The sequence below is a fragment of the Mesotoga sp. H07.pep.5.3 genome, assembly GCF_002752615.1.
Classification (GTDB): domain Bacteria; phylum Thermotogota; class Thermotogae; order Petrotogales; family Kosmotogaceae; genus Mesotoga; species Mesotoga prima.
This window is the reverse complement of the sequence record NZ_AYTV01000024.1, coordinates 64,396-85,669: the sequence shown is the minus strand read 5'-3', so window position 1 is coordinate 85,669 and position 21,274 is coordinate 64,396. Positions and strand designations below refer to the sequence as shown.

At 46.8% G+C, this 21,274-nt stretch carries 17 protein-coding genes; 3 read left to right on the top strand and 14 right to left on the bottom strand.

What is annotated here, in order from left to right:
* Window positions 1-37 precede the first annotated feature (37 nt).
* The 6 genes from V513_RS11110 to V513_RS11085 form a co-directional block, all read right to left on the bottom strand.
* Entirely contained in the window at window positions 38-799 is a 762-nt protein-coding gene (locus V513_RS11110) for an SDR family NAD(P)-dependent oxidoreductase (protein ID WP_099772799.1), read from the bottom strand.
* Between the two features lie 288 nt (window positions 800-1,087).
* Window positions 1,088-1,471: a DUF6672 family protein gene (locus tag V513_RS11105; protein WP_257212087.1), complete on the bottom strand. Its 384-nt coding sequence runs from the start codon at window positions 1,469-1,471 to the stop codon at window positions 1,088-1,090.
* 4 nt (window positions 1,472-1,475) lie between these two features.
* Window positions 1,476-2,615 carry an ABC transporter permease gene (locus tag V513_RS11100; RefSeq protein WP_014730952.1) on the bottom strand — a complete coding sequence of 380 codons (1,140 nt, stop codon included), beginning with the start codon at window positions 2,613-2,615 and terminating at the stop codon, window positions 1,476-1,478.
* Window positions 2,612-3,655 (bottom strand): ABC transporter permease subunit, encoded by a 1,044-nt coding sequence (locus tag V513_RS11095; protein ID WP_014730951.1) that lies wholly within the window; start codon window positions 3,653-3,655, stop codon window positions 2,612-2,614. Before V513_RS11095 ends, V513_RS11100 begins: the two co-directional genes overlap by 4 nt.
* Entirely contained in the window at window positions 3,648-5,252 is a 1,605-nt protein-coding gene (locus V513_RS11090) for a sugar ABC transporter ATP-binding protein (protein ID WP_014730950.1), read from the bottom strand. Before V513_RS11090 ends, V513_RS11095 begins: the two co-directional genes overlap by 8 nt.
* A gap of 75 nt (window positions 5,253-5,327) precedes the next feature.
* The gene (locus tag V513_RS11085) at window positions 5,328-6,503 is read right to left on the bottom strand and encodes a DUF3798 domain-containing protein (protein ID WP_014730949.1); all 1,176 of its coding nucleotides are present in this window, start codon (window positions 6,501-6,503) and stop codon (window positions 5,328-5,330) included.
* A 259-nt stretch (window positions 6,504-6,762) separates the two neighbouring features.
* Between V513_RS11085 and V513_RS11080 the strand changes: the two genes are divergently transcribed.
* The 3 genes from V513_RS11080 to V513_RS11070 all read left to right on the top strand — a co-directional run bounded on the left by V513_RS11080 (window position 6,763) and on the right by V513_RS11070 (window position 9,640).
* Window positions 6,763-7,671 carry an AEC family transporter gene (locus V513_RS11080; protein ID WP_236609224.1) on the top strand — a complete coding sequence of 303 codons (909 nt, stop codon included), beginning with the start codon at window positions 6,763-6,765 and terminating at the stop codon, window positions 7,669-7,671.
* Window positions 7,672-7,757: 86 nt separating this feature from the next.
* Entirely contained in the window at window positions 7,758-9,047 is a 1,290-nt protein-coding gene (locus V513_RS11075; RefSeq protein ID WP_099772797.1) for a patatin-like phospholipase family protein, read from the top strand.
* A 5-nt stretch (window positions 9,048-9,052) separates the two neighbouring features.
* Entirely contained in the window at window positions 9,053-9,640 is a 588-nt protein-coding gene (locus tag V513_RS11070) for a hypothetical protein (protein ID WP_099772796.1), read from the top strand.
* Here V513_RS11070 and V513_RS11065 read toward each other — a convergent pair.
* From V513_RS11065 to V513_RS11020, 8 genes are all read right to left on the bottom strand, one after another.
* Window positions 9,614-10,885: a LemA family protein gene (locus tag V513_RS11065; RefSeq protein ID WP_099772795.1), complete on the bottom strand. Its 1,272-nt coding sequence runs from the start codon at window positions 10,883-10,885 to the stop codon at window positions 9,614-9,616. The two genes, V513_RS11070 and V513_RS11065, sit on opposite strands and share 27 nt — an antisense overlap.
* A gap of 1,117 nt (window positions 10,886-12,002) precedes the next feature.
* Window positions 12,003-12,683: a YjjG family noncanonical pyrimidine nucleotidase gene (locus tag V513_RS11050; protein ID WP_257212086.1), complete on the bottom strand. Its 681-nt coding sequence runs from the start codon at window positions 12,681-12,683 to the stop codon at window positions 12,003-12,005.
* A 2-nt stretch (window positions 12,684-12,685) separates the two neighbouring features.
* On the bottom strand, window positions 12,686-13,639 hold the full coding sequence (locus V513_RS11045; protein ID WP_099772794.1) for an MDR/zinc-dependent alcohol dehydrogenase-like family protein: 954 nt from the start codon (window positions 13,637-13,639) through the stop codon (window positions 12,686-12,688).
* A complete protein-coding gene (locus tag V513_RS11040; protein ID WP_006486627.1) occupies window positions 13,636-14,832 on the bottom strand; it encodes a trans-sulfuration enzyme family protein in 1,197 nt (398 codons plus the stop codon). The genes V513_RS11045 and V513_RS11040 overlap by 4 nt, the downstream gene beginning before the upstream one ends.
* A gap of 173 nt (window positions 14,833-15,005) precedes the next feature.
* Window positions 15,006-15,716, bottom strand: a complete 711-nt coding sequence (locus tag V513_RS11035; protein WP_099772793.1) for a hypothetical protein — start codon at window positions 15,714-15,716, stop codon at window positions 15,006-15,008.
* Between the two features lie 5 nt (window positions 15,717-15,721).
* Window positions 15,722-17,041, bottom strand: coding sequence for a tRNA uridine-5-carboxymethylaminomethyl(34) synthesis GTPase MnmE (gene mnmE / locus V513_RS11030; RefSeq protein WP_099772792.1), 1,320 nt, complete (start codon window positions 17,039-17,041; stop codon window positions 15,722-15,724).
* Window positions 17,031-20,069, bottom strand: coding sequence for a transcription-repair coupling factor (gene mfd, locus V513_RS11025; RefSeq protein WP_099772791.1), 3,039 nt, complete (start codon window positions 20,067-20,069; stop codon window positions 17,031-17,033). The genes mnmE and mfd overlap by 11 nt, the downstream gene beginning before the upstream one ends.
* A complete protein-coding gene (locus V513_RS11020) occupies window positions 20,045-21,271 on the bottom strand; it encodes a nicotinamide-nucleotide amidohydrolase family protein (RefSeq protein WP_099772790.1) in 1,227 nt (408 codons plus the stop codon). Before V513_RS11020 ends, mfd begins: the two co-directional genes overlap by 25 nt.
* Between the last annotated feature and the right edge of the window lie 3 nt (window positions 21,272-21,274).

The following is a 21,274-nucleotide window of genomic DNA, read 5'->3' as shown; positions in this document are numbered from 1 at the left end:
GGACGTCTAATGGCGCCCTCAGTAGGAACAATCACAATTATTTCGCCGTATAACCACCGTCTACCATCAAAGACTCTCCATGAACAAAAGAGGCGTCCTCACTGGAAAGAAACAAGACGGCATTAGCGACTTCTCTGGGATTTCCGAGCCTGCCTATAGGATGCAAGCCAACTAGCATGTCGTACATCTCCGTACCCTCTTTCATTCCGGCATTCTCAATCAGCGGGGTCTTTATGAAAGCAGGATTAACGGCATTGATTCTGATGTTTTTGCTTGCATACTCCAGCGCTGCGGCTTTCGTCAGTCCAACGACAGCGTGTTTGGCGGCTACATAAGCGGAGGCATTGTTGAAACCGACTTTTCCAAGTATAGAAGAGTTGTTTACAATTGCTCCTCCGCCCTGCTTAAGCATCTGCTGAATCTGGTATTTCATTCCATAATAGACGCCCAGCAAATTGATCGAAATCACTCGTTCCCAGTCCTCTTCAGGGTACTCAGATATCGGAAGAGAAGGGCCAGCAATCCCAGCGTTATTGAATGCGACATCAAGCTTTCCAAACTTCTCTACGATTTTGTTGATTATTTCCTTTGTCTGCTTGGCGTCTGCGACATTGTGCTTCATGAACACTGCAGTGCCGCCGGATTCGTTTATCTCTTCGGCTAACTTCCTTCCTTTTTCTTCATTGACATCTGTAATTACTACCTTTGCTCCCTCTTCTGCGAATGCGATGGCGGTTTCGGCTCCGATCCCAGAGCTTCCTCCCGATATCATTACTATCTTGCCTTCGAATCTCTTCATAGTGAACCTCCTTAGATGAGGATGAAATCCGATAGTTTGTCTCTGCTATATTTAGTATATCACAATCCTTGCTACGCTCAAACAACGATCTAGACTGCGATTGTTTTCAGAGGAGCTTTCAAGAATCGATTGACGATGATTCGCCTATCAACTTGTGAAAGGCTTGTCCTAGAAGAACGACCCTTTATTCGAATATTTTTCGATCCAAAAAGAAAAGGGACCGAACGCTTACAACATTCAGTCCCTTTATCATCAATTGCGCTTAGCTCAACCATTCATTTCGAGATTTCATCGCTCGGCTTGCTCTATCGTAAGCCATCCCTCTTCGACTTCAAAAAGCGCGACAAGATTTATTACTGCAGTATCGTTTGGCGACAAAGTAAACTTTCGTTCAATTTCCCTTGTAGTCCCATCAGGAAGCACTTCAACTGCCTTTATTTTGTGCCATGGACCGGCTGAATAAGCAACCTTTCTCTTTCCCTTTTTGACATCCTCAAGATCGACATCGTCGACAATTACATTTATTGTATTTGCCGATTTATATTCGATGCCGTCTACGACGATGTCTTTGTTTTCTACGAAAATGGTATGTTGTTTTCCTAGGACATAAAGACCGAATCCAAGAGCAACAAGGACCACAACAAGGGCGACTCTAATAACGTTCCTCCTCATGCGATCAGCCTCCTGTCCCATCTTCAACCGCTGCTTTGATTGCTGCCTTTGCCTGTCTTCTTTCAGTCTCCTTTTCAACCTGTCTTCTCCAGGCGTAGAGAGCAAGTGAGATGGCGATTATTCCATAAGATACAAAGACCCTGAAAAACTCGCCGATCTGTGCTTGGCCTAAGAGTTCTTTTCCCGCTCTTGGAGCGACTATGAAGGTTAGATGGAAGAGAGTGATTCCAATGAAGACATTTGGAATGGTTGCTTTTGCGACTGAGGCGCCTCCAATAAGAAGCGCGGCAATGGCGAACGTTCCGACCTGATCATGGGAATTATATGTGTTGATTGTCCCGATATTCTGCAGGAAGATAATCTGACCGTAACAGGCGAGAACGGTCGAGATAATTATCGAGAGCGTTCTCGTTCTATCCACATTTATTCCGGCGGTTGCCGCCACCTGCATATCCTGGCCCACAGCCCTCATGTCTTGACCAAGCTTTGTTCTCGTGAACCAGAAAACAAATATGCAGAGTGCAGCTATTATTGCGAAGACACCGAGAGGAATAGAGACCCCGCTTATTTCAATGGACCACATATTGTCGAGAGCTTTTCTTACGCTTATTAAATCGATTGCATTTCTGACACCGTATCCTCTGGGAAGCAGCAACTTGTCACTGGCAATCGGTATTAAACTTCCCATACCGTAGAGGATCGTAAGCTGATAGATTCCGTTTATGAAGAATCCCAAAATCATTGATGTAACCATCTCTCTGCCTTTGGCACGATTGAGGATCATTCCCGCAAGCATGCCCAAAAGAATCGCGATTGGTGTTCCAACAAGCATAGCAAGAACAATTCCCGGAATACCTACTACTCCCCAGTCGAGCATGAAAATCAAGCCTATCTGTCCTGCCATGGCTCCAAGCACAATACCGAAATTCAATCCCATGCCAGCCATAACAGGTATCAGCAGCGATATGACAAGGAAGGAATTTCTCCCGAGTCTCGTGATGATTTCGTTCAGAAGATAATCAGTTGAGAATCCCGACAACGGTACGGCGAAAATAAGGAGAATAACAAACAAGATTGGAACCGCATTGGAAATTACGAATCTCACCAATGGATTCTTTGCGCGTGTTAAGCTCTGATCCTTCATTTTCTCACCTTCGTTCTTCTCGTCAAAGCATAAACAATCATACCGTTAGAGACGATTATCCTGATTACCTCCGACATGTCGCTCTTAATAAGATTATTCATGACGGAAGGTGTCATAGTTAGAATTCCCTGGAACAAGAACGCTCCAATTATGACGTTTCCCATAGACGCCTTCGAAACAGATGCGCCCCCGAGCAGTAAAGCAGCAACGGCCGGAAAGGCCATCAATAGAGGGGCCATGTATAACTGAATGAATCCGAAACTCTGTTCATAGACAATGATTCCCACAGCCGCGATAACCGTAGAGATCACGACTGATAGAATTCTCATTCTGTCTACATTAACTCCGGCTGCTTTTGCATATACAGGATTTGATCCTGCCGCCGTCATCGCAGTTCCTAGCTTCGTCTTGAAGAATGACCAGACCAGCAAGGCAATGAGGGCGAAGAAAAGGATCGTTCCCGTTGGAAAGAAGAAGTTTCCGATTCTTATGCTGAGAAAATTGTTCAGGACACCCAACCAGTATCCCTCGACACTTATGGTTGTCCTTAGACCGGAGCCTCCATATCCCCATATCATGTTCGGGCTCTTATATGGCAGGAGAAGCCACATCATACTCATGAAGGCCACCGAAGAGAAACCCACGTATGTTGCTACGACCATCTCGTCTCCCTTAACTCTGTTTAGCAAAAGGCCGTAGAAGAACCCTAGAATTGCTGCGAATGGTATTGCAATGCCAATTGCTGTCAAGAAACCGGCAAGCCCCGTTACACCGAGTTCAATGCTTGTAACCGCACCGATCAATCCTGCAATTACACCGAGCTGCATTCCGAAATTCAATCCACAACCGGATTGAACCATCGGTACGAGCGAAAGAACCAGGACGGAGTTCATGGCAAACCTTACTAATGTGTCGCTAATCGACGTCCCGATACTTATGTTAACAAATGGTGCTATTACGAAAAGAGATAAAAGGAAGAGAGCAATTATGATTCTCGGCCAACCGGCCTTCTCTATAAGGTTTGCAATGCTTTCAAACACTTTCCTTCACCTCTTCCTGTTCGCCCAGCATAAGCAAACCGAAGTCAGCCGGATCGGCCGTCGGCGGCAGAATTCCAATTATCCTTCCTTCACTTACTATTGCTATTCTGTCGCAGATCGAGCGAAGCTCCTCTAGCTCGGAGGAGGTCATAATGATTGTTGTGCCGTGTTCTCGATTTTGTGTTCTTAGGGTTTCGAGAACCACGCTCTTCGCGCCTACGTCAATTCCCCTCGTTGGTTCAGAGACAAACAAGAGATCGGGTTCGAGAACGAAGGCCTTGGCAAGACATACCTTCTGTTGATTTCCTCCTGAAAGCTCCTTCGCCTGCTGTTTTTCGCTAACGCATTTGATCTGGAGAGATTCAACGTACTCTCTGGCTACCCTTGAGATTTCTTTGTCATCTCGCCACTTGATCAAGCCACCTAGAAGATTCTTGATGAACCTTCCTTGAATCTGGATCGCGGTGAAAACAATATTCAAATCTATCGGTTCATCGAGGAGGAGACCAACGCCCCTTCTGTCTTCCGAAACGAATGCGATGCCTCTACTCAGGACGCCGACGGGATTGTTTAGCGGTAATCTTTCGCCTTTGTAATAGACCTCACCTTCCGCGGGAAAGAGACCCATTACTCCGTTGGCAATTCCAAGCTTTCCTTGGCCGGCAAGACCTCCAATACCGAGAATCTCTCCTTTGTGAACCTGGAGATTGACTCCATTTACCTGTTCTCCGGGCATGTCTACCCAGAGATCCTTTATGTCCAGAACAATTTCAGGCTCTTCACCTATATTTGCTCTAACCGAGGAGCTGTCCTTTATTTCTCTACCTACCATCAAAGATGCGACCTCTCTTGGAGTCGTCTTTGAGGATTCCAGCTCTCGAACAACCTGACCGTCCCTCAGTACTACTAGACGATCTGCTATTTTCAACACTTCGCTCAACCTGTGACTAATGAAGATTATAGAAAGTCCCTTATTTGCAAGTCTTCTTGCCGCTGTCAGCATCGTTTCCGCTTCCGATTCCGTTAGGACGGCCGTCGGTTCGTCGAGAACGAGGAGCTTCGTGGACTTTCTATCCATCTCTCTCGCGATCTCCGTGAACTGCCTGTGTCCGACAGGCATTTCGCTAACGAGCATATCAGGGTCCAGCTGGACCTCAAGCTTTTCTATTGCAGCAACGGCCCTTTTGTGCATTTCTTCTCTGTTTAGGGTACGTAGTCTCTCGCCGAAGACCTCTACGAAAATATTGTAGTTGGTCGACTCTCTATTCAGAAGGATGTTCTCCGTTGCCGTGAAGCCGGGTATAAGTATGAACTCCTGATGAACCATGCCAATCCCTGCTTCTATCGCTTCAAAGGGACTGGCAAAATTGACTTCGACGCCATCTAGAAGTATCCTTCCTTGAAAACCACCAGTTTCATGAATCACAGGCAGGCCGAAGAGAATGTTCATGAGCGTTGACTTTCCGGCGCCGTTTTCTCCAACTAATCCAACGATCTCGCCTTTTCCAATTCTAAGAGTAACATCTTTCAAAACCTGATTACCGAAGAACTCTTTGCTGATGTTTTCCATCTTCAGCAAGTATTGCTTTTCATCCATGGCTTCACCCCAAATACCGAACGTTGGAAAGAATCAAGAAAAGGGGGGCTTACCCCCCTTCTCGACGCTATTAGCTTAGAAGTTTAGATATTTCTCAGGAACTTCTACTTCCGTGATTCCCATGTAACCTTTGCCAAATATGTAGGTATCCTGATAGATCAGGAGGTAGTTCTCTTGCTCGATTCCATTGGCATCGACGTAATAGCTTCCATTCCAAGCCGCGCCTGGTGTGTATTCGGCAAATGCAGCCATAACTGCATCGAAGTCGTCAACCTCACATTTGCCTTCAATGACATTCTTGGCATGTTCAGCAAGAGCTGCTGTAGTCGTGTAACCAAGAGAGTAAGCCCATGTACCCATTCTTCCTGCCGCACCTTTCGCGACAACGGCTTCTTCTACCTTTGCGAGTATTGCCGGCCAGTTGCCAGTCTCTTCCTCAGTGAAGGAGATACCAAGTGCGCCAGGATAGCCCATGAGAGGAGAAGGAAGATCGGCTTCGATGAAATAACCGCCAAGTTCGGCAACTCTCTTGAGAAGAGGTTCTGTGTGGGCATCGTTTGTACAGAAGAAGGCGGTCTTTGGTCCATACTCGTCAAGCCAGGCGGGGACTTTTTCAAGAATGAACTGTTGTGCTCCTGCGATTCCAACGTCACTGACAGGGTCAGGAGAACCCATGTCAATAAACTCGAGGCCGAGTTCTTCACATGCAGCTCTCATAATGTCTCTTCGCTTGGAAAGAAGTTCGTAAGACATGTGCCTTGGGAATGAGATATGCATGAACTTCTCTGCGCCCAGCTGCTTGGCCGTGTAGATTATCAGGTAGCCACGTGCCAGTGAGTCGGCGTTGACGGAAAGATCAGCTGCATCGGCTAGCATTGGAGGATCTTCGTGAGGCAGACCGGCAAGAAGAAGAATGTCTGGTCTTGTTTCCCTGATTCTTCTGAAGCTCTCGACTGTTCCAGGAATTGCCTGGTTGACAATGATAGCCTTCATTAGAGGATCGTCTGCGAGACCAGTTATCTGTGCTATAACTGTCTCTTGTTCAGACATGAAGTTATCAGGGTAAGTAAGATGTACGATCATCCCACCGGAAGCAGCATCTCCGTATTTCTTGATCAGCGCTTCGGCGCCTCGAAGATCATCTTCAGACTGTGACACCGTTCCGGTTACAACGCCGATGTGAAATTCTGCGGCAAACATGAAAGCCGCGCTTACAAGAACTACCAGCAGAACTAATAGTGCTTTGCGCATTCAAAAACCCCCTTTTATTAAGGAATTGAGGCTGCCCGACAGGCATCCTTTAATAACATATCTTGTTTGACCGATATAAAAGCCGGATGGCCCGGATATCAAAAAGGAAAGTATAATCTTTAACAAGATTAGTTTATCACAATTTTGAGTCATTAATGTAATGCCCTGGTTCTTCAGTATTGGTCATTCAAGGTCCTTAAGTACGTCTAGTCTCCTCTCTTTGTTCTGTCCTTTGTTATGCTGGTTTATAATCCTTTTGATGAGCGCAATCGTCTCGAAAATTCTTACTTTCTTTGTCTTGATAGGAACTGGATTCATAATGAAGAAAAGTAATTTGGCCGACGATCTATTCACAAAGGGGATCTCAAGATTTGTCCTGTACATAACCCTACCCGCTTTGATAGTAGAGTCTATGAATTTCGACTTTTCTTACGAAATGCTTTCGAACTCCGTAATATTGTTAATGGCCGGTGGTGTGCTCTATTTGTTTCTCTGGATCCTGGGAATTGCTTCTTCCAGAGTTCTCAGACTTACCGGTGATGTTAGAAGTGTATTTCGTTATGCTGTGCTCTTCGGAAACGTCGCCTATATGGGCTACCCGGTTGTGGAGTTGGTGATCGGAAAGGAAGGTGTTTTTTACAGTGCAGTGTTTAATATCTGGTTCAACATATTAACCTGGACCGTTGGGATAAGGATAATGACGGGCAAGACGGAACTGTCAGGGAAAAAAGCCTTTCTGAATCCCGGAATGATCTCGGTCTTCATTGGCCTTGTTCTCTTCTTCACACCTCTTAAACTTCCGGTCTTTCTTGACGAAGCTCTTGCACTTCTTGGGGAGAGCACTATCCCCCTGGCCATGATCGTTGCAGGAATTATTTTGGCAAGTTCGAAGATTTCCACGATACTGAAAGGGCGAACGATAATAATCTACAGCCTTCTGAAACTTTGCATTGCGCCGATGATAGTCTTTCTTTTCCTTTCCTTCTTGAGGCTCCCGCAAACGGTTGAGAAAGTGCTGATAATAATGAGTGCAATGCCGGCTGCAGCTAATACGTCGATATTTGCTCGGCTTTTTGATTCGGACTTCGAGCTTTCTTCAAGATTGATAGCTTCCTCAACTCTTTTCTCCCTAATTTCGATCCCTTTAATCATCTCTTTTCTTGAATGAAAAGGTCAGATTTAGATTTTCTCTTCCGTTTTGCTTTGAGATAATGCTATTATCCCTCTATAAACTGCCGAAGAGAGGTGTAAAAATTGAGAAGTCTCGCGGTTGCTCTTTTTATCTTGGCTCCTTTGATTATGTTGTCGGGAAGTGTTGCCCTGGTTCTTTCAGGCGGTGGAGCGAAGGGCGGCTATGAGATCGGTGCCTGGAAGGCTTTGATAGATCTCGGAGTCGATTTGGGTGGAGTCTACGGTACTTCGGTAGGTTCTCTTAATGCCGCTGCAGTTGCACAAGGCGATTTCGACAAAGCATTGGATGTCTGGAGAAACATTTCTGAAGAGAGCGTGATGAAGCCAACGGAAGCGCAGCGGAAGTTGATCGAGGCATATGGAGGAGGTTCTGACTGGAGTCTCGGTGAGCTTTATCAGGGAGCTGTAGACGTCATCAATGAAGGCATAGATGTGACGCCCCTCAAGGAGCTGCTCAGCTCTGTGATATCCGAAGAAGCCGTGAGAAACTCCTCGATGGACTTCGGACTTGTGACTTTTGATCTGACCGATGTCAGACCCGAAATGCTCTTCATTGAAGATATACCTCAAGGATCTCTAGTGGATTATTTGATGGCAAGCGCGAATTTCCCCGGATTCAGAACGGTAGTCATCGACGGAAAGGCCTTTGTCGATGGAGGAATCTACTCAAATCAGCCAGTTGAGATGGCTTTGGAAAGAGGTTTTAGAGAGATCATTCTAGTCGATATCGGTAGAACTGCTCTTAGAGATAGAATTGGGAAGTTCCAGGCGTATCTTTCCGGGGCTAAGCTCACCCATATAAGACCGAGAGTTATGTACGGCAGTACTCTGGATTTCGATTCCGAGAAAGCCATACTTCAGATCGAAGCAGGCTATCTAGATACCCTGGCTGCTTTTGGCTTGACGAAGGGAAAGTATACATATATCTTCGAGAACAGAGACGTCTTCAAGATGATGTTCGATTCGCTCTCCCCGGAAGAGAAGAATGAGGCGATGAAGATAGTCAATGATTCTCGGGAATGGGAGGATCCCGAGAGCTTCTATTCTGAGCTCTTGTCATCTCTTGAAAGGATTTATGAGAGTGAGGATCCCATGATAGACGTAGTAGATGAGCTGGCTTCGATGCTTGAGGTACCGGCTCTTGATCTGTACAGCGTAGAAGAAATACTCCAAGCCCTGCGTGGTGCCTACCTAAACAAAGGATTCCTAGATGAGGAAGTCTCACCTGTTCACCTCAGGAAGATGCTAAGCTTTTTTATCTTCCTCTGTGAAAAGGCAGAGATTCCTGAACCACCCGCTCAATTCGACCTTTTCAAATCTTCCTTCATGACGCTTAGGGGAGTAGAGGAGTGAATACTATGAAATGGATGATTTTTTCTTTGGTAATTGTGTTTCTGCTCTCTGGTTGCGTTCCGATGGCTTTAATGATGGGACCGGAGATTTTACCTAGCGGCACGTTGAAACAGGCCGTTGGAATGGATCTCCTTGTGGGTTTCGAAGAATCTATTCTTGCCCCTTGGAGTTTCCAGTATCTTGCCAGGATGGGTCTTACGGAGTATCTCGAAGGTTCACTTAGGGTGGCAATTCCAAGCATCTTCATTTCCGCGCCGGCAGCTACGGTCGAAGCTGGGGCAAAGCTGGGAGTCCCGGGCTTCAGAAACGCAGCCCTTCTGGTGAGTGGAGGGGTCTTTTTAGGCAAAAAACCAAGCGGAATAAGCGGAGATGACTACTTCATACCTTTCCTCAGAGTAGCCCCGATGGCTGGCTTTTACATACGAGACTGGATGGTTGGAGCCAAACTTCAGCTTTTCGTGGCCAGCGAAGCTGGTATCGTTCCCGGCCTCTTCTTGACGAATGGGAAGTTCTATTTCGAGCTGGACATACCTTTTATCGAAAGCACATCCAGCCCCGATGGAGGTCTATTTGGAATCTCCGTCGCCTTCTGATTGAAGCAATAACTCACAGTTCTTTAGACGCGCCAGTGTAGCGACTACATTGTCGGGGATTCTCTCGAGCCTTGTGTTGTAAAATGTCGCGATGTTATTGTAATAAGCTCTGGCGAGTTCTAGCCTATTTTCGGTATCCGATAGCTCTCTTTGAAGTCTGGATACTGCTTCGCTTGATTTTAATTCGGGATAGTCTTCGACAAGAACCAGGAGGCGTTTGGCTGCCTTCCCGTTTACGGCTGCCTCGCTTCTGAGAGCTGCAATCTTTGTCTGGATACTCTGTTCATGCTTCATCAAACTCGAGACGGCGGAAGAAAGGCGCGGTATCAAATCATGCCTTCTTTTCAGCTGAACCTCAAGCTGTGAAAAGCCCTGTCTCACTCTTTCTCTAAGTGATTTGAGGCTATTGAAAGTAGTCCAAAACCATCCTATCAGCCAGAGGCCCAGATATATTCCGGTCGGCATCAAGTAATCTGAGACTCCGGAAGGTATCCATCTATAAAAGCCAATCCTGCTTGCTATGAAGAATGAGATCAACGATACTCCCAATCCACCTAGAGAAAGCAGCCAGTAGTTTAGCGAGTACGATTTGCTGATTCTCTCTTCTTCACGAGTTGAAATCAAGAAGAGGGGTGAACTCTCATCATGAGCGATCTCAGGGGCAACAACATCCTCTCTTTCTCTCGACTGGCCGATAACATAAACTCTTGCGTCAAGGGGAATAATCGATTCAGTGAACATTCTTAAGTGATCAGAGTGAATTATCGATTCTGCAGGACCCTTGCCATAGTACAGCGGATCGGACGGTCTGCATCTCAAATCCATCGCTCTCACTCCTTCGATTTTCGCTTTCTCGGGTCTAATTTGAATCGTGCCTGTCTCGTCGCGGAGATCAAATGGACACATCGACTCACCAGATGCGACTGTCTTCCAACCACTCTCACGTTTTGTTCTCGTTCTGGTCTTCCCCTTTGAATCGGTATAGGTTTCTGTAGTCGTCTTGCTCCAGTGTTCAGAGATCTCCCACGAGTACTGCACGCATGTAGATTCTGTGAGATAACTCGTAACTGGGGTTTCGCATTCTACCTTTCCCGACACTTCCACCAGACCTATGAAGACCCCGTGTGCCTTCGAAGTTGGCATGCCGTCGATCAACCGCTTTCGCCTGTACGATCTGAAAGAAAAGAAGAGCATGAGTAACGACAATCCGAAGCCGATCAACCTGATAAGAGAACCATAATCCATAAAGCTCACCACCAAAAATCAACTTGCTACACGGCCAATCGGATTTTATCATAACTTGGTGATAAGCTTCCGGGAAGGTCTTCAAAAATTTGAGAGTAGATGGCTTTGTCAGTCAACGGTCCACCGGCCTCCGAAATTAGCAGACTGGCGAGAGCTGAAGTGATGCGGCGAAGAACATCACCGGAAGTGAGGCTGTTACGCAGGAAGAGTCTCGGGTCAACCGTCAACGGCCCACCGTACTCCGAGAGGATCCTTCGAAGATGGAAACACAGATCCCGAAACAAGTTCGGGATGACTAAGTTAAGAACATTCGAGAAAGCGAGCCGGGTACGACAGTGTTTGCTGATTCCGAAAACGTCGGCCTGTGCTGCTGAACTTGTTTCAGCATCCAGGTCCTGAGAGCCGCTGTTCGCTTAGGAGCAAGAACCCGCTGTACGCTGATGAAAACCGTTTGCCAATCAACGGTACAGCGTCCTCCGAGAGGATCCTTCGAAGATGCAAACACAGATCCCGAAACAAGTTCGGGATGACTAAGTAAGAACATTCGAGAAAGCGAGCCGGGTACGACAGTGTTTGCTGATTCCGAAAACGTCAACCTGTCATCTGAACTTGTTTCAGCATCTTGGTCTTGAGAGCCGCTGTTCGCTTAGGAGCATGAATCCGCTGTACGCTGATGAAAACCGTTTGCCAGTCAAAGGTCCTCCGTCCTCCGCCTTCGAAGATGCAAACACAGATCCCGAAACAAGTTCGGGATGACTAAGTTAAGAACATTCGAGAAAGCGAGCCGGGTACGACAGTGTTTGCTGATTCCGAAAACGTCGGCCTGTGCTGCTGAACTTGTTTCAGCATCCAGGTCCTGAGAGCCGCTGTTCGCTTAGGAGCAAGAACCCGATGTACGCTGATGAAAACCATTTGCCAGTCAACGGTACAGCGTCCCCGCCAATAAACACCGGTTCTTCGTTCCGACGCTGCGCGTCCAGGTTCTTGGTAAAAGCCGAGGTCAGAGGGAAGAGGTTGAAAGAGCGATAAGAGCTTGATCTTCTTACCTCTAACCTCATACCTCTAACCTCCCCGTTGCCCTTGTCGGGAACTGGAAACTAACGCAAGGGAACAGCAGCTAGACAAGAAGCATTAATAGCTCGTCGTAGTTTCTTGCTATGTTAACGGGGCCTTTGTTTCTCCTGACATGTTTTCCAAACCAGATGAAATCGATTCCCGCATTCTCGGCTCCTCTATAATCTGACTCAAGGCTGTCTCCTATATACACAACCTCATTCTTTTGAACGCCAGCCCTGCGGATTGCTTCATGAAATATTCCTGGATCGGGTTTTGCCACTCCCGCCTCTTCGGAAGAAAGTGAGAATTCGAAAAATTCGGGGAGGCCCGCAGATAGAAATCTGTTATGCTGTACGCGATATACACCGTTGGTTATTATTGCCATCCGTTTACCCTGTCGCCTCAGGGTCGTGAGAAACTCTCTTGCGCCGGGCAGGAAATATGCCTTTCTCGAAAGCCTTGTAAGGTATTCATCGTTAAGCTCCTCAGGATCAAAGCTTACGTCAATAGAATCACAGTATTCCCTGAACCTTCCGACTACTACTTCTTCTTTATTCCTTGTTCCCTTTTCAAGATAGCCCCACCACTTTGAATTTATAGACTGATAGGATCTCACCTGTTCTTCAGAGAGATCAATATCTCGCGCTTTGAAGAGCTCTAGAAGAGATTCTACTTCGCTCCTTTCAAAGTCAAGGATCGTGTGATCCAGATCAAAGAAGTACATCCTATATTTACTGCTCAAAATCAATCCATCCTTATTATCACCTTGAGCGACTTCTTTGCCGCTTCAAAAGCTTTTAGTGATTCGTCGATGTGAAAGATATTCTCGATAAGTGTTGTTGGGTCTACCGTTCCTTCTTCAAGCATGGAAATAGCTTTATCAAAGGGTCCGCACCTTGAACCGATCAATTCTATTTCCCTAACGACCACGCTCGTCACGTCAAATGACGGTATTCCTTGATACGTGCTTTTCAGCACTATCTTCCCCTGTGGCTTTACTACCCTAAGCGCTTGAGCAAGTCCTGAAGAGTTTCCCGTTGCTTCGATTACGATATCGAAGTGCCTGTCGTAAGATTCGGCTTCATCGATACTCAAAAATAGCGCACCGGAGCTGCTTCCGAGAAGCCCTATCCTTTCGGAGTGTTTACCTACCAGTCGGTGTTCAATCTTCTTTGCCGAAAGAGCCATTGAAATAAGCAAACCCAGTTTTCCGTCACCAATCAGGCAGACTCTCTGATCCGGTGAGAGTTCTACGGACTCGAAGACCTGAGCGGCCGCTGCCAGAGGTTCGGTAAATACTGCCTTCAGACTTGAAACAGATTCTGGAATCACATGAAGATTCTCGTCTGGAAGTACCGCGTACTCTGCAAATACCCCCGGGTAGTCGGAGATTCCAACGGTCTTGATGTTTCTGCAGTGTTTGAGAAGCCCCTGTTTGCAGAGACCGCAGGTCTTACAGGGAATGTTGATCTCCGTAGTTACACGTTTGCCTGACAAGATGGCCGAGTCGCTTTCAATAACCGTCCCCAGAAGCTCGTGGCCGAGAATTCCATGGTAGTCCATGTAGCCGCGGGTGATCTCCAAGTCTGTATTACATATCCCGGCAAGATTGACCTTTACCAAAGATGTTCCGGGCCATCTTACCGGTAACGGAACGTCCAGCAGTTTAAGGGTGCCATCAAAGACAAGCGCTTTCATTGTCTGTAAACCTTGTCGAGAGAATTTTCGATATCATTGAGTAAATCCGAGTAATGCTCAAGTCCAGCAGAAATTCGTACAGTCTTGCTTGAAAAGCCGAATTCGTGCAGCTCTTCTTCCGGATAATCTCTGTGAGTCATCATCGCTGGCACTTCCACCAGTGTCTCGGCATCACCGAGAGATACCGCGAGTTTGATTAGGTTCAGATTTCTCACGAAGCTTTCAGCGTTCTCTCTTGGACCCTTCAATTCGAAGCTTATGATACCTCCAAATCCTTCCATCTGCCGCGATGCAATATCATGTCCGGGATGATCTTCAAAGCCAGGATAAGATACCTTCACTACTTCGGGGCGGTTCCTCAGAAAGTTTGCGATTTCCCTTGCGTTTTTTTCGTGTCTCTCCATTCTAAGGCCCAATGTCTTCATACCTCTAAGCAACAGCCAGGCGTTGAAGGGACTCATCACTCCCCCCAGTTCGCACATGTATCCAAACTTGAGCTTTTGAACGTAGTCGAAGTCCTTTGAAGTTGCAAAGCCGCCGATTACGTCTCCATGACCGGATATGTACTTCGTTGCGCTGTGAAGCACGACATCCGCGCCGAAATCAAGCGGTCGTTGAAAGACGGGTGTTGCAAATGTATTGTCGACAACTACCTTGACACCGTTTGAATGTGCGATCTTAGCGAGTGCTTCTATGTCGATTATCTCGAGTGCAGGATTGGTAGGAGTTTCAAGGTAGATTAGCTTTGTCTCCGAAGTAATAGCTTTCTCTACGGCGTTAAGATCGGTCATGTTTATGAATTTCGTCTTGACCCCGTAGTTCGTTATTAGGTGATTTAGAAAACCGAATGTAGAGCCGTAGAGATTCCTGTGGGCAACTAACGAATCCCCAGCGGCGGCAAAGGACATGACAACTGAGCTTATGGCTGCCATGCCTGAAGAGAAGGCTACCCCGTCAACACCGTTTTCCAGGGTTGCCAGCCTCTGTTCGAAAAGATTTATCGTAGGGTTCCCACCTCGTGTGTATACGTAGGCACGTCGTTTGAATGAAAAAGTATCCTCCGCCTGCTGCAGGTCAGTAAATGTAAACGTAGAGGTCATGTATATTGGTGGATTCAGAGACTGATTTTGGTCTTCTTGCTCTGCGGCGTGAATCGAGAGGGTATCAAAGTGGTGCTTCTTCGTCTTATCCATAATTAACACCTCGCTTCCTTTATGACATTATATCGTAGGAAAGAAGGAGCGCCGGTAACATTAAGTATGAAGCTAGTAAAACAAGTATGTTATTGATAGAATCGTTAGCCGACAAATATCTCTACTTGTATCGACCGCTGTATTAATAACGGACGTCGAGGGAAGGCCTTTCTTCAGGTCACTGAGATTTTCTTCTTTGCTTCTTCAATTTCCTCTTGAATCCTCAGTACCGTCGACGGCTCCTCATAGAAAGAGTAAGTATCCTCAGAAGTCTTTACGAGCAGGAAGTAGTCTTTAATCTTTGGCTTTCCTATCATCTTGATCTTCTTTGCGGGAAGAAACATATCCCTCAGAGAAGGAAGATACAGCTCACCGGGGGACATGCTCATGTGAACCGAGACCTCTTCTATTTCTTCAAGCGGAACTGTCATCTTCACTCTCCCCGTTCCGGGCACATCGACCGTGAAATGGAAGGCATTTTCATGGACTATCGAATAGCTCTGGCTCATATTTACTTTTTCGATCTGGGCGACTCTTCCGAACGTGTAGAACACCGAACTGACCCTTCTTCTGTTTACGGGTCCTGACAGGCCGAGCTCCCTTGTCATCTTTTCCTTGGGACGCTCATCTCCCATTCCCAGTAGAACCGTAATTATGCAGATTACATCACCAAAAAGAAATCCGGCTCTGAAATTGCCTGAAAGAATTGCGATTATCTCTGCAACTATGGGAACAAACGGAGCCAGGACCAGAACTCGATAGTCGAACCTCTTTCTTAGAACCGTAAAGGCTATATAGAACGGTGTACAGGCAAGGAAAAACCATAGAGGCGAAAGCAGAAATCTTGTCGCAGATCCGACTAAAAGCAAAAGAATTCCAGTCATCGAAATCACTTCCCCACGCAAAAATCGCTGAAGATTCTCTCCAGCACGTCTTCCGTTATGTGTGTTCCAAGAAGTTCGTCCAGACTCCTTGCTGCCTGCTCGATCATCGTGCTTAAAACATCAACGGTAATGTTACCTTCGATGACCTCAATAGATCTGGCAATATAATCGACCGCATCTAAGAGCTTTTGTTTCTGCCTCGCACTGATGATTACCTCGTCTCCAATGGAAGTAATCTCCTCCGTTCTCTTTAACATAAGCTTCTCTAGATCTTTCAAACCTTCTCCGGTTCTTGCGCTAATAACAACGTCGAAATGATGCTGCTCGACTTTTCTGATGTCGGATTTGTTCGCGGCTACTATAAGCCTCTTTCCTTTGTTTCTCAATTCTTCTTCGAGGTCTTTGCTCTCAGGGTTGTGTGGGTCGCGCAGCAGTATTACCAGTTCGGCCTCTTCGATGGCCTTGAGACTTCTCTCAATTCCAAGCACTTCGATTTCATTCTCGGCTTGTCTTATTCCTGCCGTGTCAATTACTCGGAAGAGTACGCCGCCGATGTTGAGATCCTCCTCGATCGTATCTCTTGTAGTTCCTGGGATTTCGGACACGATCGCTCTATCTCTTTTCAAAAGGGCATTCAGAAGAGTCGACTTACCTACATTCGTCTCTCCTACGATTGCGGTCTTTATACCCTGAGAGATCACAACACCGTTCCTGGATTTTTCTATGAATTCGCACATTTCCTTCTTCAAGCTCACAAGGTCGTCATAGAGCGAAGAGTAGTCGGTCTCAATCTCGTCGGGATAATTCAACTCGACTTCAACTGAGGCGAGGAGACGAACCATCTTCTCTCTGAATGAAGCCACTTCTTCGGAAAGAGATCCTCTGAAGCTTTTGATTGCAGCTTCAAGAGACTTTTCGGTCTTAGAGGCTATCAGGGCGTTGATCGCTTCCGCCTTCACAAGATCGAATTTCCCGTTCAGGACTGCTCTCTTTGTGAACTCTCCGGGGAGGGCCATTCTAAAACCCACTCTGAATAATGATTCAAGCGCGTTCTCAATTATGAGGGGATTGCCGTGAAAAGAAAGCTCAACTAGATCTTCTCCGGTGTACGAAGCCGGTCCTTGAAAGAAGACGACGACAACTTCATCGATATAGCGATCACCTTCCATAAATGAGGTCAAGTGAGCATGCCTTGGTTTCAAGGTTTTCAAGTCCGGCAGCAGGTGACTTATCCTTGAAGCTATCCCCTTTCCGGAACATCTAATTACAGCGGTAGCAGAAAGTCCGCGCGGTGTTGAAAGTGCACATATAGGATCATTGAACATTTCTCTCAGCTCCAAGAAAAAGCGATTTCAGTGTTCTCATGAGATGTCTTTCCGGCACGCCGTAGAGTATCGATTTGCCCTCGCGTTCATTTACAACTAACCTTCTTCCTTTGATCCCCAATGAATCCCGAATATGGTTTTCACCGTGTAACATAACTATACTCTCTGAATGTGGATCGTATTCTACGATTTTTATCCCGATGTTGAATGCGCCTAATCTTACCCTCGAAGCTTCGAGAAGCGAGTTGACCTGAGAGGGGAGCCGACCGAATCTATCCAGAAGCTCCGATTCGATCTCATCTATCTCGTCTTGAGCTTTGCATGCGGCTATTCTCCGATAGATCTTCAATCTTTCAATGGAATCGGAAACATATTCCTCGGGGATAACCATATCGAATGGAATGTTCTTAAGTTCAGTATCGACGGTTCGCTCCTCTACTCCGATCTCTTCTTCACCATGAAGTTCCCTCATTGCCTTTTCTACCATCTCGCGGTAGAGATAAAGTCCAACGGAGTTTATGTTTCCATGCTGCTCCGCTCCCAATAAGGTCCCGAATCCTCTTATCTCCAGGTCCCGCATGGCGATCTTCATACCACTTCCCGCTCCGGAAAACTCCTTCAAAGCCTTCAGTCTCTCTCTCGACGGATCGGACAATCTCTTTGGATCGTACAGAAAGTACGAGAATGCCCTTCTGTTGCTTCTGCCAACTCTTCCCCTCAACTGATAAAGCTGGGCAAGTCCGTATCTATGAGAGTCATCGACTATAAGAGTATTGGCATTAGGAACGTCGACTCCGCTCTCGATTATCGTTGTGCACAAAAGCATGTCTAGTTCGCCAAGATAGAAGTCTCTGATTGTTCGCTCGAATGCGGACTTGTTCATTTGCCCGTGGGCGACGTCTATCTTAGCTTCGGGCAGAAGGTCTCTCAATCGAGAGAGTAACTCCTGCAGCTCAGTCACTCTGTTGTGAACGAAGATCGTCTGGCCGCCCCTATTGGTCTCTCTGAGGACCGCGGTTCTGATCAGTCTATCGTTGATCTGCCCAACGTAGATTTCTGGAGAGGTGCGTCCCGCAGGCGGTGTGGAGATTATCGAAAGATCCCGCAGACCCGAAAGAGACATGTAAAGAGTTCTCGGAATCGGAGTCGCGCTCATTGAGAGAACGTTTACCTGAAGGCGGAGCTTCTTGAAATGCTCTTTCTGAAGGACTCCGAAAAGTTGTTCTTCGTCGACCACGACGAGACCGAGGTCGGCAAACCCCACTTCTTTCGAAAGTAGAGAGTGTGTTCCTACTACAACATCGACTTCGCCCTTCTTGAGTTTCTTCAAAAGCTTGTTTCGCTGTACATCGGTCCGATAACGGTCGAGAATCTCGACTCTGATTCCAAAGGGATTCAACCGGCGTTCGAAGTTTTCGTAGTGTTGTCGGGCCAGTACCGTAGTGGGAACCAAAACGGCCACCTGTTTTCCGGATACCACCGTTCGGAACGCAGCGCGTAAAGCAACTTCGGTCTTTCCATAGCCCGCGTCACCGCTTATGAGTCTGTCCATTGGTTTGGTGCTTTGAAGGTCTTCCATTACTTCTTCTACTGCCTTTTGTTGATCTTCTGTCTCGACATACGGGAAGCTGTCGCGAAAGCCCTTCTCCATTTCGCTGTCTCCAGTGAGCGGAAGGCCGGAAGTGACTTCTCTAGATCCGTAGAGGTTCGACAGGTCCGAGATGAGGGCCTTTACCTCTTTGTTGACCTTAGATTTCTGTCTCGTCCAGGCAGTTCCGCGCAAGGAGTTCAGCTGAATTCCTTCGGTGCTTCCTATATATTTATGGACCCGATCTACCCTGTCTACCGGTACATAGATCTTGTTCCCATCTCTGTATTCAAGTAGAAGATATTCTCTCGTTCCCAAAATATTCTCTACCGTTCTAACTCCAAGATACCGCCCGATGCCATACTCCTTATGGACTACGTAGTCTCCCTCTTCAAGTTCCGTCCAGTCGACAACGGGAATTCTCGGTAAGTACTCCTCTTCTCTTCTCGGTCTCTTGATGATCTGAAGTTCTTCAGTCAGTTCTTCGTCGTAGTCTAGAGAAGAGACGTCGCCGTCGGAAACGATCGAATATTCCTTGAGCTTCATCAGCACTTCCGACGATACTCCCCCGTACCTAATGTAAAGGAACTTTCTTACCGCCTTTTCGGAAAGGAGTTCCAGTGTTTCTCGTTCTCTTCTTCCATACTCGACGATCGCATCGTCGGGCTTCACAAAGATAACGTTGTAACCTTCTAGAAAGTCGAGAAGTATCGACTGGCGTTCGTAGAAGATGCCGGCCGTTGTGTCCATGGTATCCAATCGGTCTAAGAGAATCTCATCTGAGACCCCAGTCGCCTGCTCGGCCGCCCTGATTCGCTTCAATGCAGTTTCTCTGAAAGGCGAAGCCGTAATTCCTTCTGCGGCAGGAGTAATCAACACTTCGTTCAACCTTTGTAGACTCTTCTGGGAGACGGGATCGAAACTCCTGATGGACTCAATTTCCCTGTCGAAGGTGTCTATCCTCACCGGCATTTCCGATCCGGGTATGAAGACGTCTACAATGCCACCTCTTATTGCGAACTCTCCCGGGATAGTAACTGAGAATGATCTCGAATATCCGAGACTCTGAAGCTGGCTCTCGCTGATTGTCATCGGGCCGCCGACTTCAACCTTGAAGGACAGCTCTTCGAAAACTTCGATCGGTACGGTTTTTCTCAGGATTCCGTGAAAAGAAGTGTAAACCGTTCTCAGCTCTCCGAGGAGAAGCTTTCTGAGCAGGGCTAACCTTTCCGATCTTATCCTCGAAGAAGTACCTATTTCCTCAAATGGAAAGACATCATGAGAGAAAAAGAAGCCGTCTCCTTCACGTTTCTCATGGATCTCAATGAAGGATTCAAGCATTCTCTCACTTGGGAAGATGATCAAGTTTCGCGAAGCATTATAATTTCCTTTTTCAACCCAGGAGATTGGTTCATTCACTCTATATAAAACTCGTTCCAAAATAACCTCCACAATCTCTTCAAAACAGTACTTGCCCCTCTTAGCTGAATAGTCTCTCTATCCCCTCTAAACATGTCGGTATAAGTTTTTGTTAAATCGCCGATCCTGACTGCAGAGCAGACCATACCAACGGGCTTAGTTTCTGTGCCTCCAGTCGGTCCGGCTATTCCCGTGACGGAAAGACCGATGTCTGTGCCGAAAAGGATCTTTGTTCCGGCCGCCATCTCAGAGGCAACCTCTTCTGAAACTGCCCCATGGCGATTCAGAGTATCTTCATTCACTTTCAGAAGTGACATCTTGACGTCGTTGGAATAGGAGACAATTGCACCGGGAAAAACATCGGATACTCCGGGAACCGATGTTAGAAGAGCTGAGAGACGCCCCCCCGAACAGGATTCTGCAACCGAGACAGATAGTTTTCTAGCCTTGAGCTCTTTCACTACTACCTGGACCAACTCTTCACCGGTCGTGGTATACACGTATTTCTTCCATCGTCTTGTGAATAACGAACAGATCTCTTCAAGGATAGATTCATTATCCGAAGTGAGAATGACAGTCGGCCCCGAGAAGTATCTTACTCTCGTGACAAACTTGACGCTTGGAAATTCCGTGAGCATCTGCTCCGTGAACTCCTCTACTTCTGGTTCCGTAAGGTCGACAAAACCAATTGTTCTAGAATAAGAAGGCGGTGGGAGCGTGATGAACTTAAGCGCCTCTCTGAACACCGCTTCCATCTCCACTGGAGGTCCCGGAAGTATAACGATTTCCTTATTGTCTTCTCTTATGTAAGCTCCTCTCGCGCTTCCCGATGGATTTGCTAGTTGAATGGAGTCCTGAATCACAAAAGACTGTCTTTTCAACCCTGCGGGAGCTTCTCGAGCATACCTTTCTTCAAAACTTTCGGAGAGCGACGAATGATACTCGCTGTCATAAATCAGCTCTTTCCCAAGAAAATCGGCAACCGTTTGGAGCGTTATGTCGTCGAAAGTGCTTCCGAGTCCGCCAGTTATTAGCAAGAGATCGGCTCTATCCAGAGCGTTACTGATTTCTCTTTCTATGAATTCTTTCCTATCGGGAACAATGACTATTGACTGAACTTCGAATCCCAGGGCAGTGAGTTTTTCGGAAAGATAGCCGCCGTTACTGTCTTTGACAACTCCTTTAGTAATCTCATCGCCTGTAAGAAGGATTGCAGCCTTCAAATG

Coding starts and splice junctions, on each gene's coding strand:
- V513_RS11090 (WP_014730950.1), bottom strand. CDS start 5,252: ATGGATGAAAAGCAATACTTGCTGAAGATGGAAAACATCAGCAAAGAG.
- V513_RS11040 (WP_006486627.1), bottom strand. CDS start 14,832: ATGGATAAGACGAAGAAGCACCACTTTGATACCCTCTCGATTCACGCC.
- V513_RS11100 (WP_014730952.1), bottom strand. CDS start 2,615: ATGAAGGATCAGAGCTTAACACGCGCAAAGAATCCATTGGTGAGATTC.
- mnmE (WP_099772792.1), bottom strand. CDS start 17,041: ATGTTCAATGATCCTATATGTGCACTTTCAACACCGCGCGGACTTTCT.
- V513_RS11065 (WP_099772795.1), bottom strand. CDS start 10,885: ATGGATTATGGTTCTCTTATCAGGTTGATCGGCTTCGGATTGTCGTTA.
- V513_RS11035 (WP_099772793.1), bottom strand. CDS start 15,716: ATGACTGGAATTCTTTTGCTTTTAGTCGGATCTGCGACAAGATTTCTG.
- V513_RS11070 (WP_099772796.1), top strand. CDS start 9,053: ATGAAATGGATGATTTTTTCTTTGGTAATTGTGTTTCTGCTCTCTGGT.
- V513_RS11110 (WP_099772799.1), bottom strand. CDS start 799: ATGAAGAGATTCGAAGGCAAGATAGTAATGATATCGGGAGGAAGCTCT.
- V513_RS11080 (WP_236609224.1), top strand. CDS start 6,763: ATGAGCGCAATCGTCTCGAAAATTCTTACTTTCTTTGTCTTGATAGGA.
- V513_RS11105 (WP_257212087.1), bottom strand. CDS start 1,471: ATGAGGAGGAACGTTATTAGAGTCGCCCTTGTTGTGGTCCTTGTTGCT.
- V513_RS11045 (WP_099772794.1), bottom strand. CDS start 13,639: ATGAAAGCGCTTGTCTTTGATGGCACCCTTAAACTGCTGGACGTTCCG.
- V513_RS11085 (WP_014730949.1), bottom strand. CDS start 6,503: ATGCGCAAAGCACTATTAGTTCTGCTGGTAGTTCTTGTAAGCGCGGCT.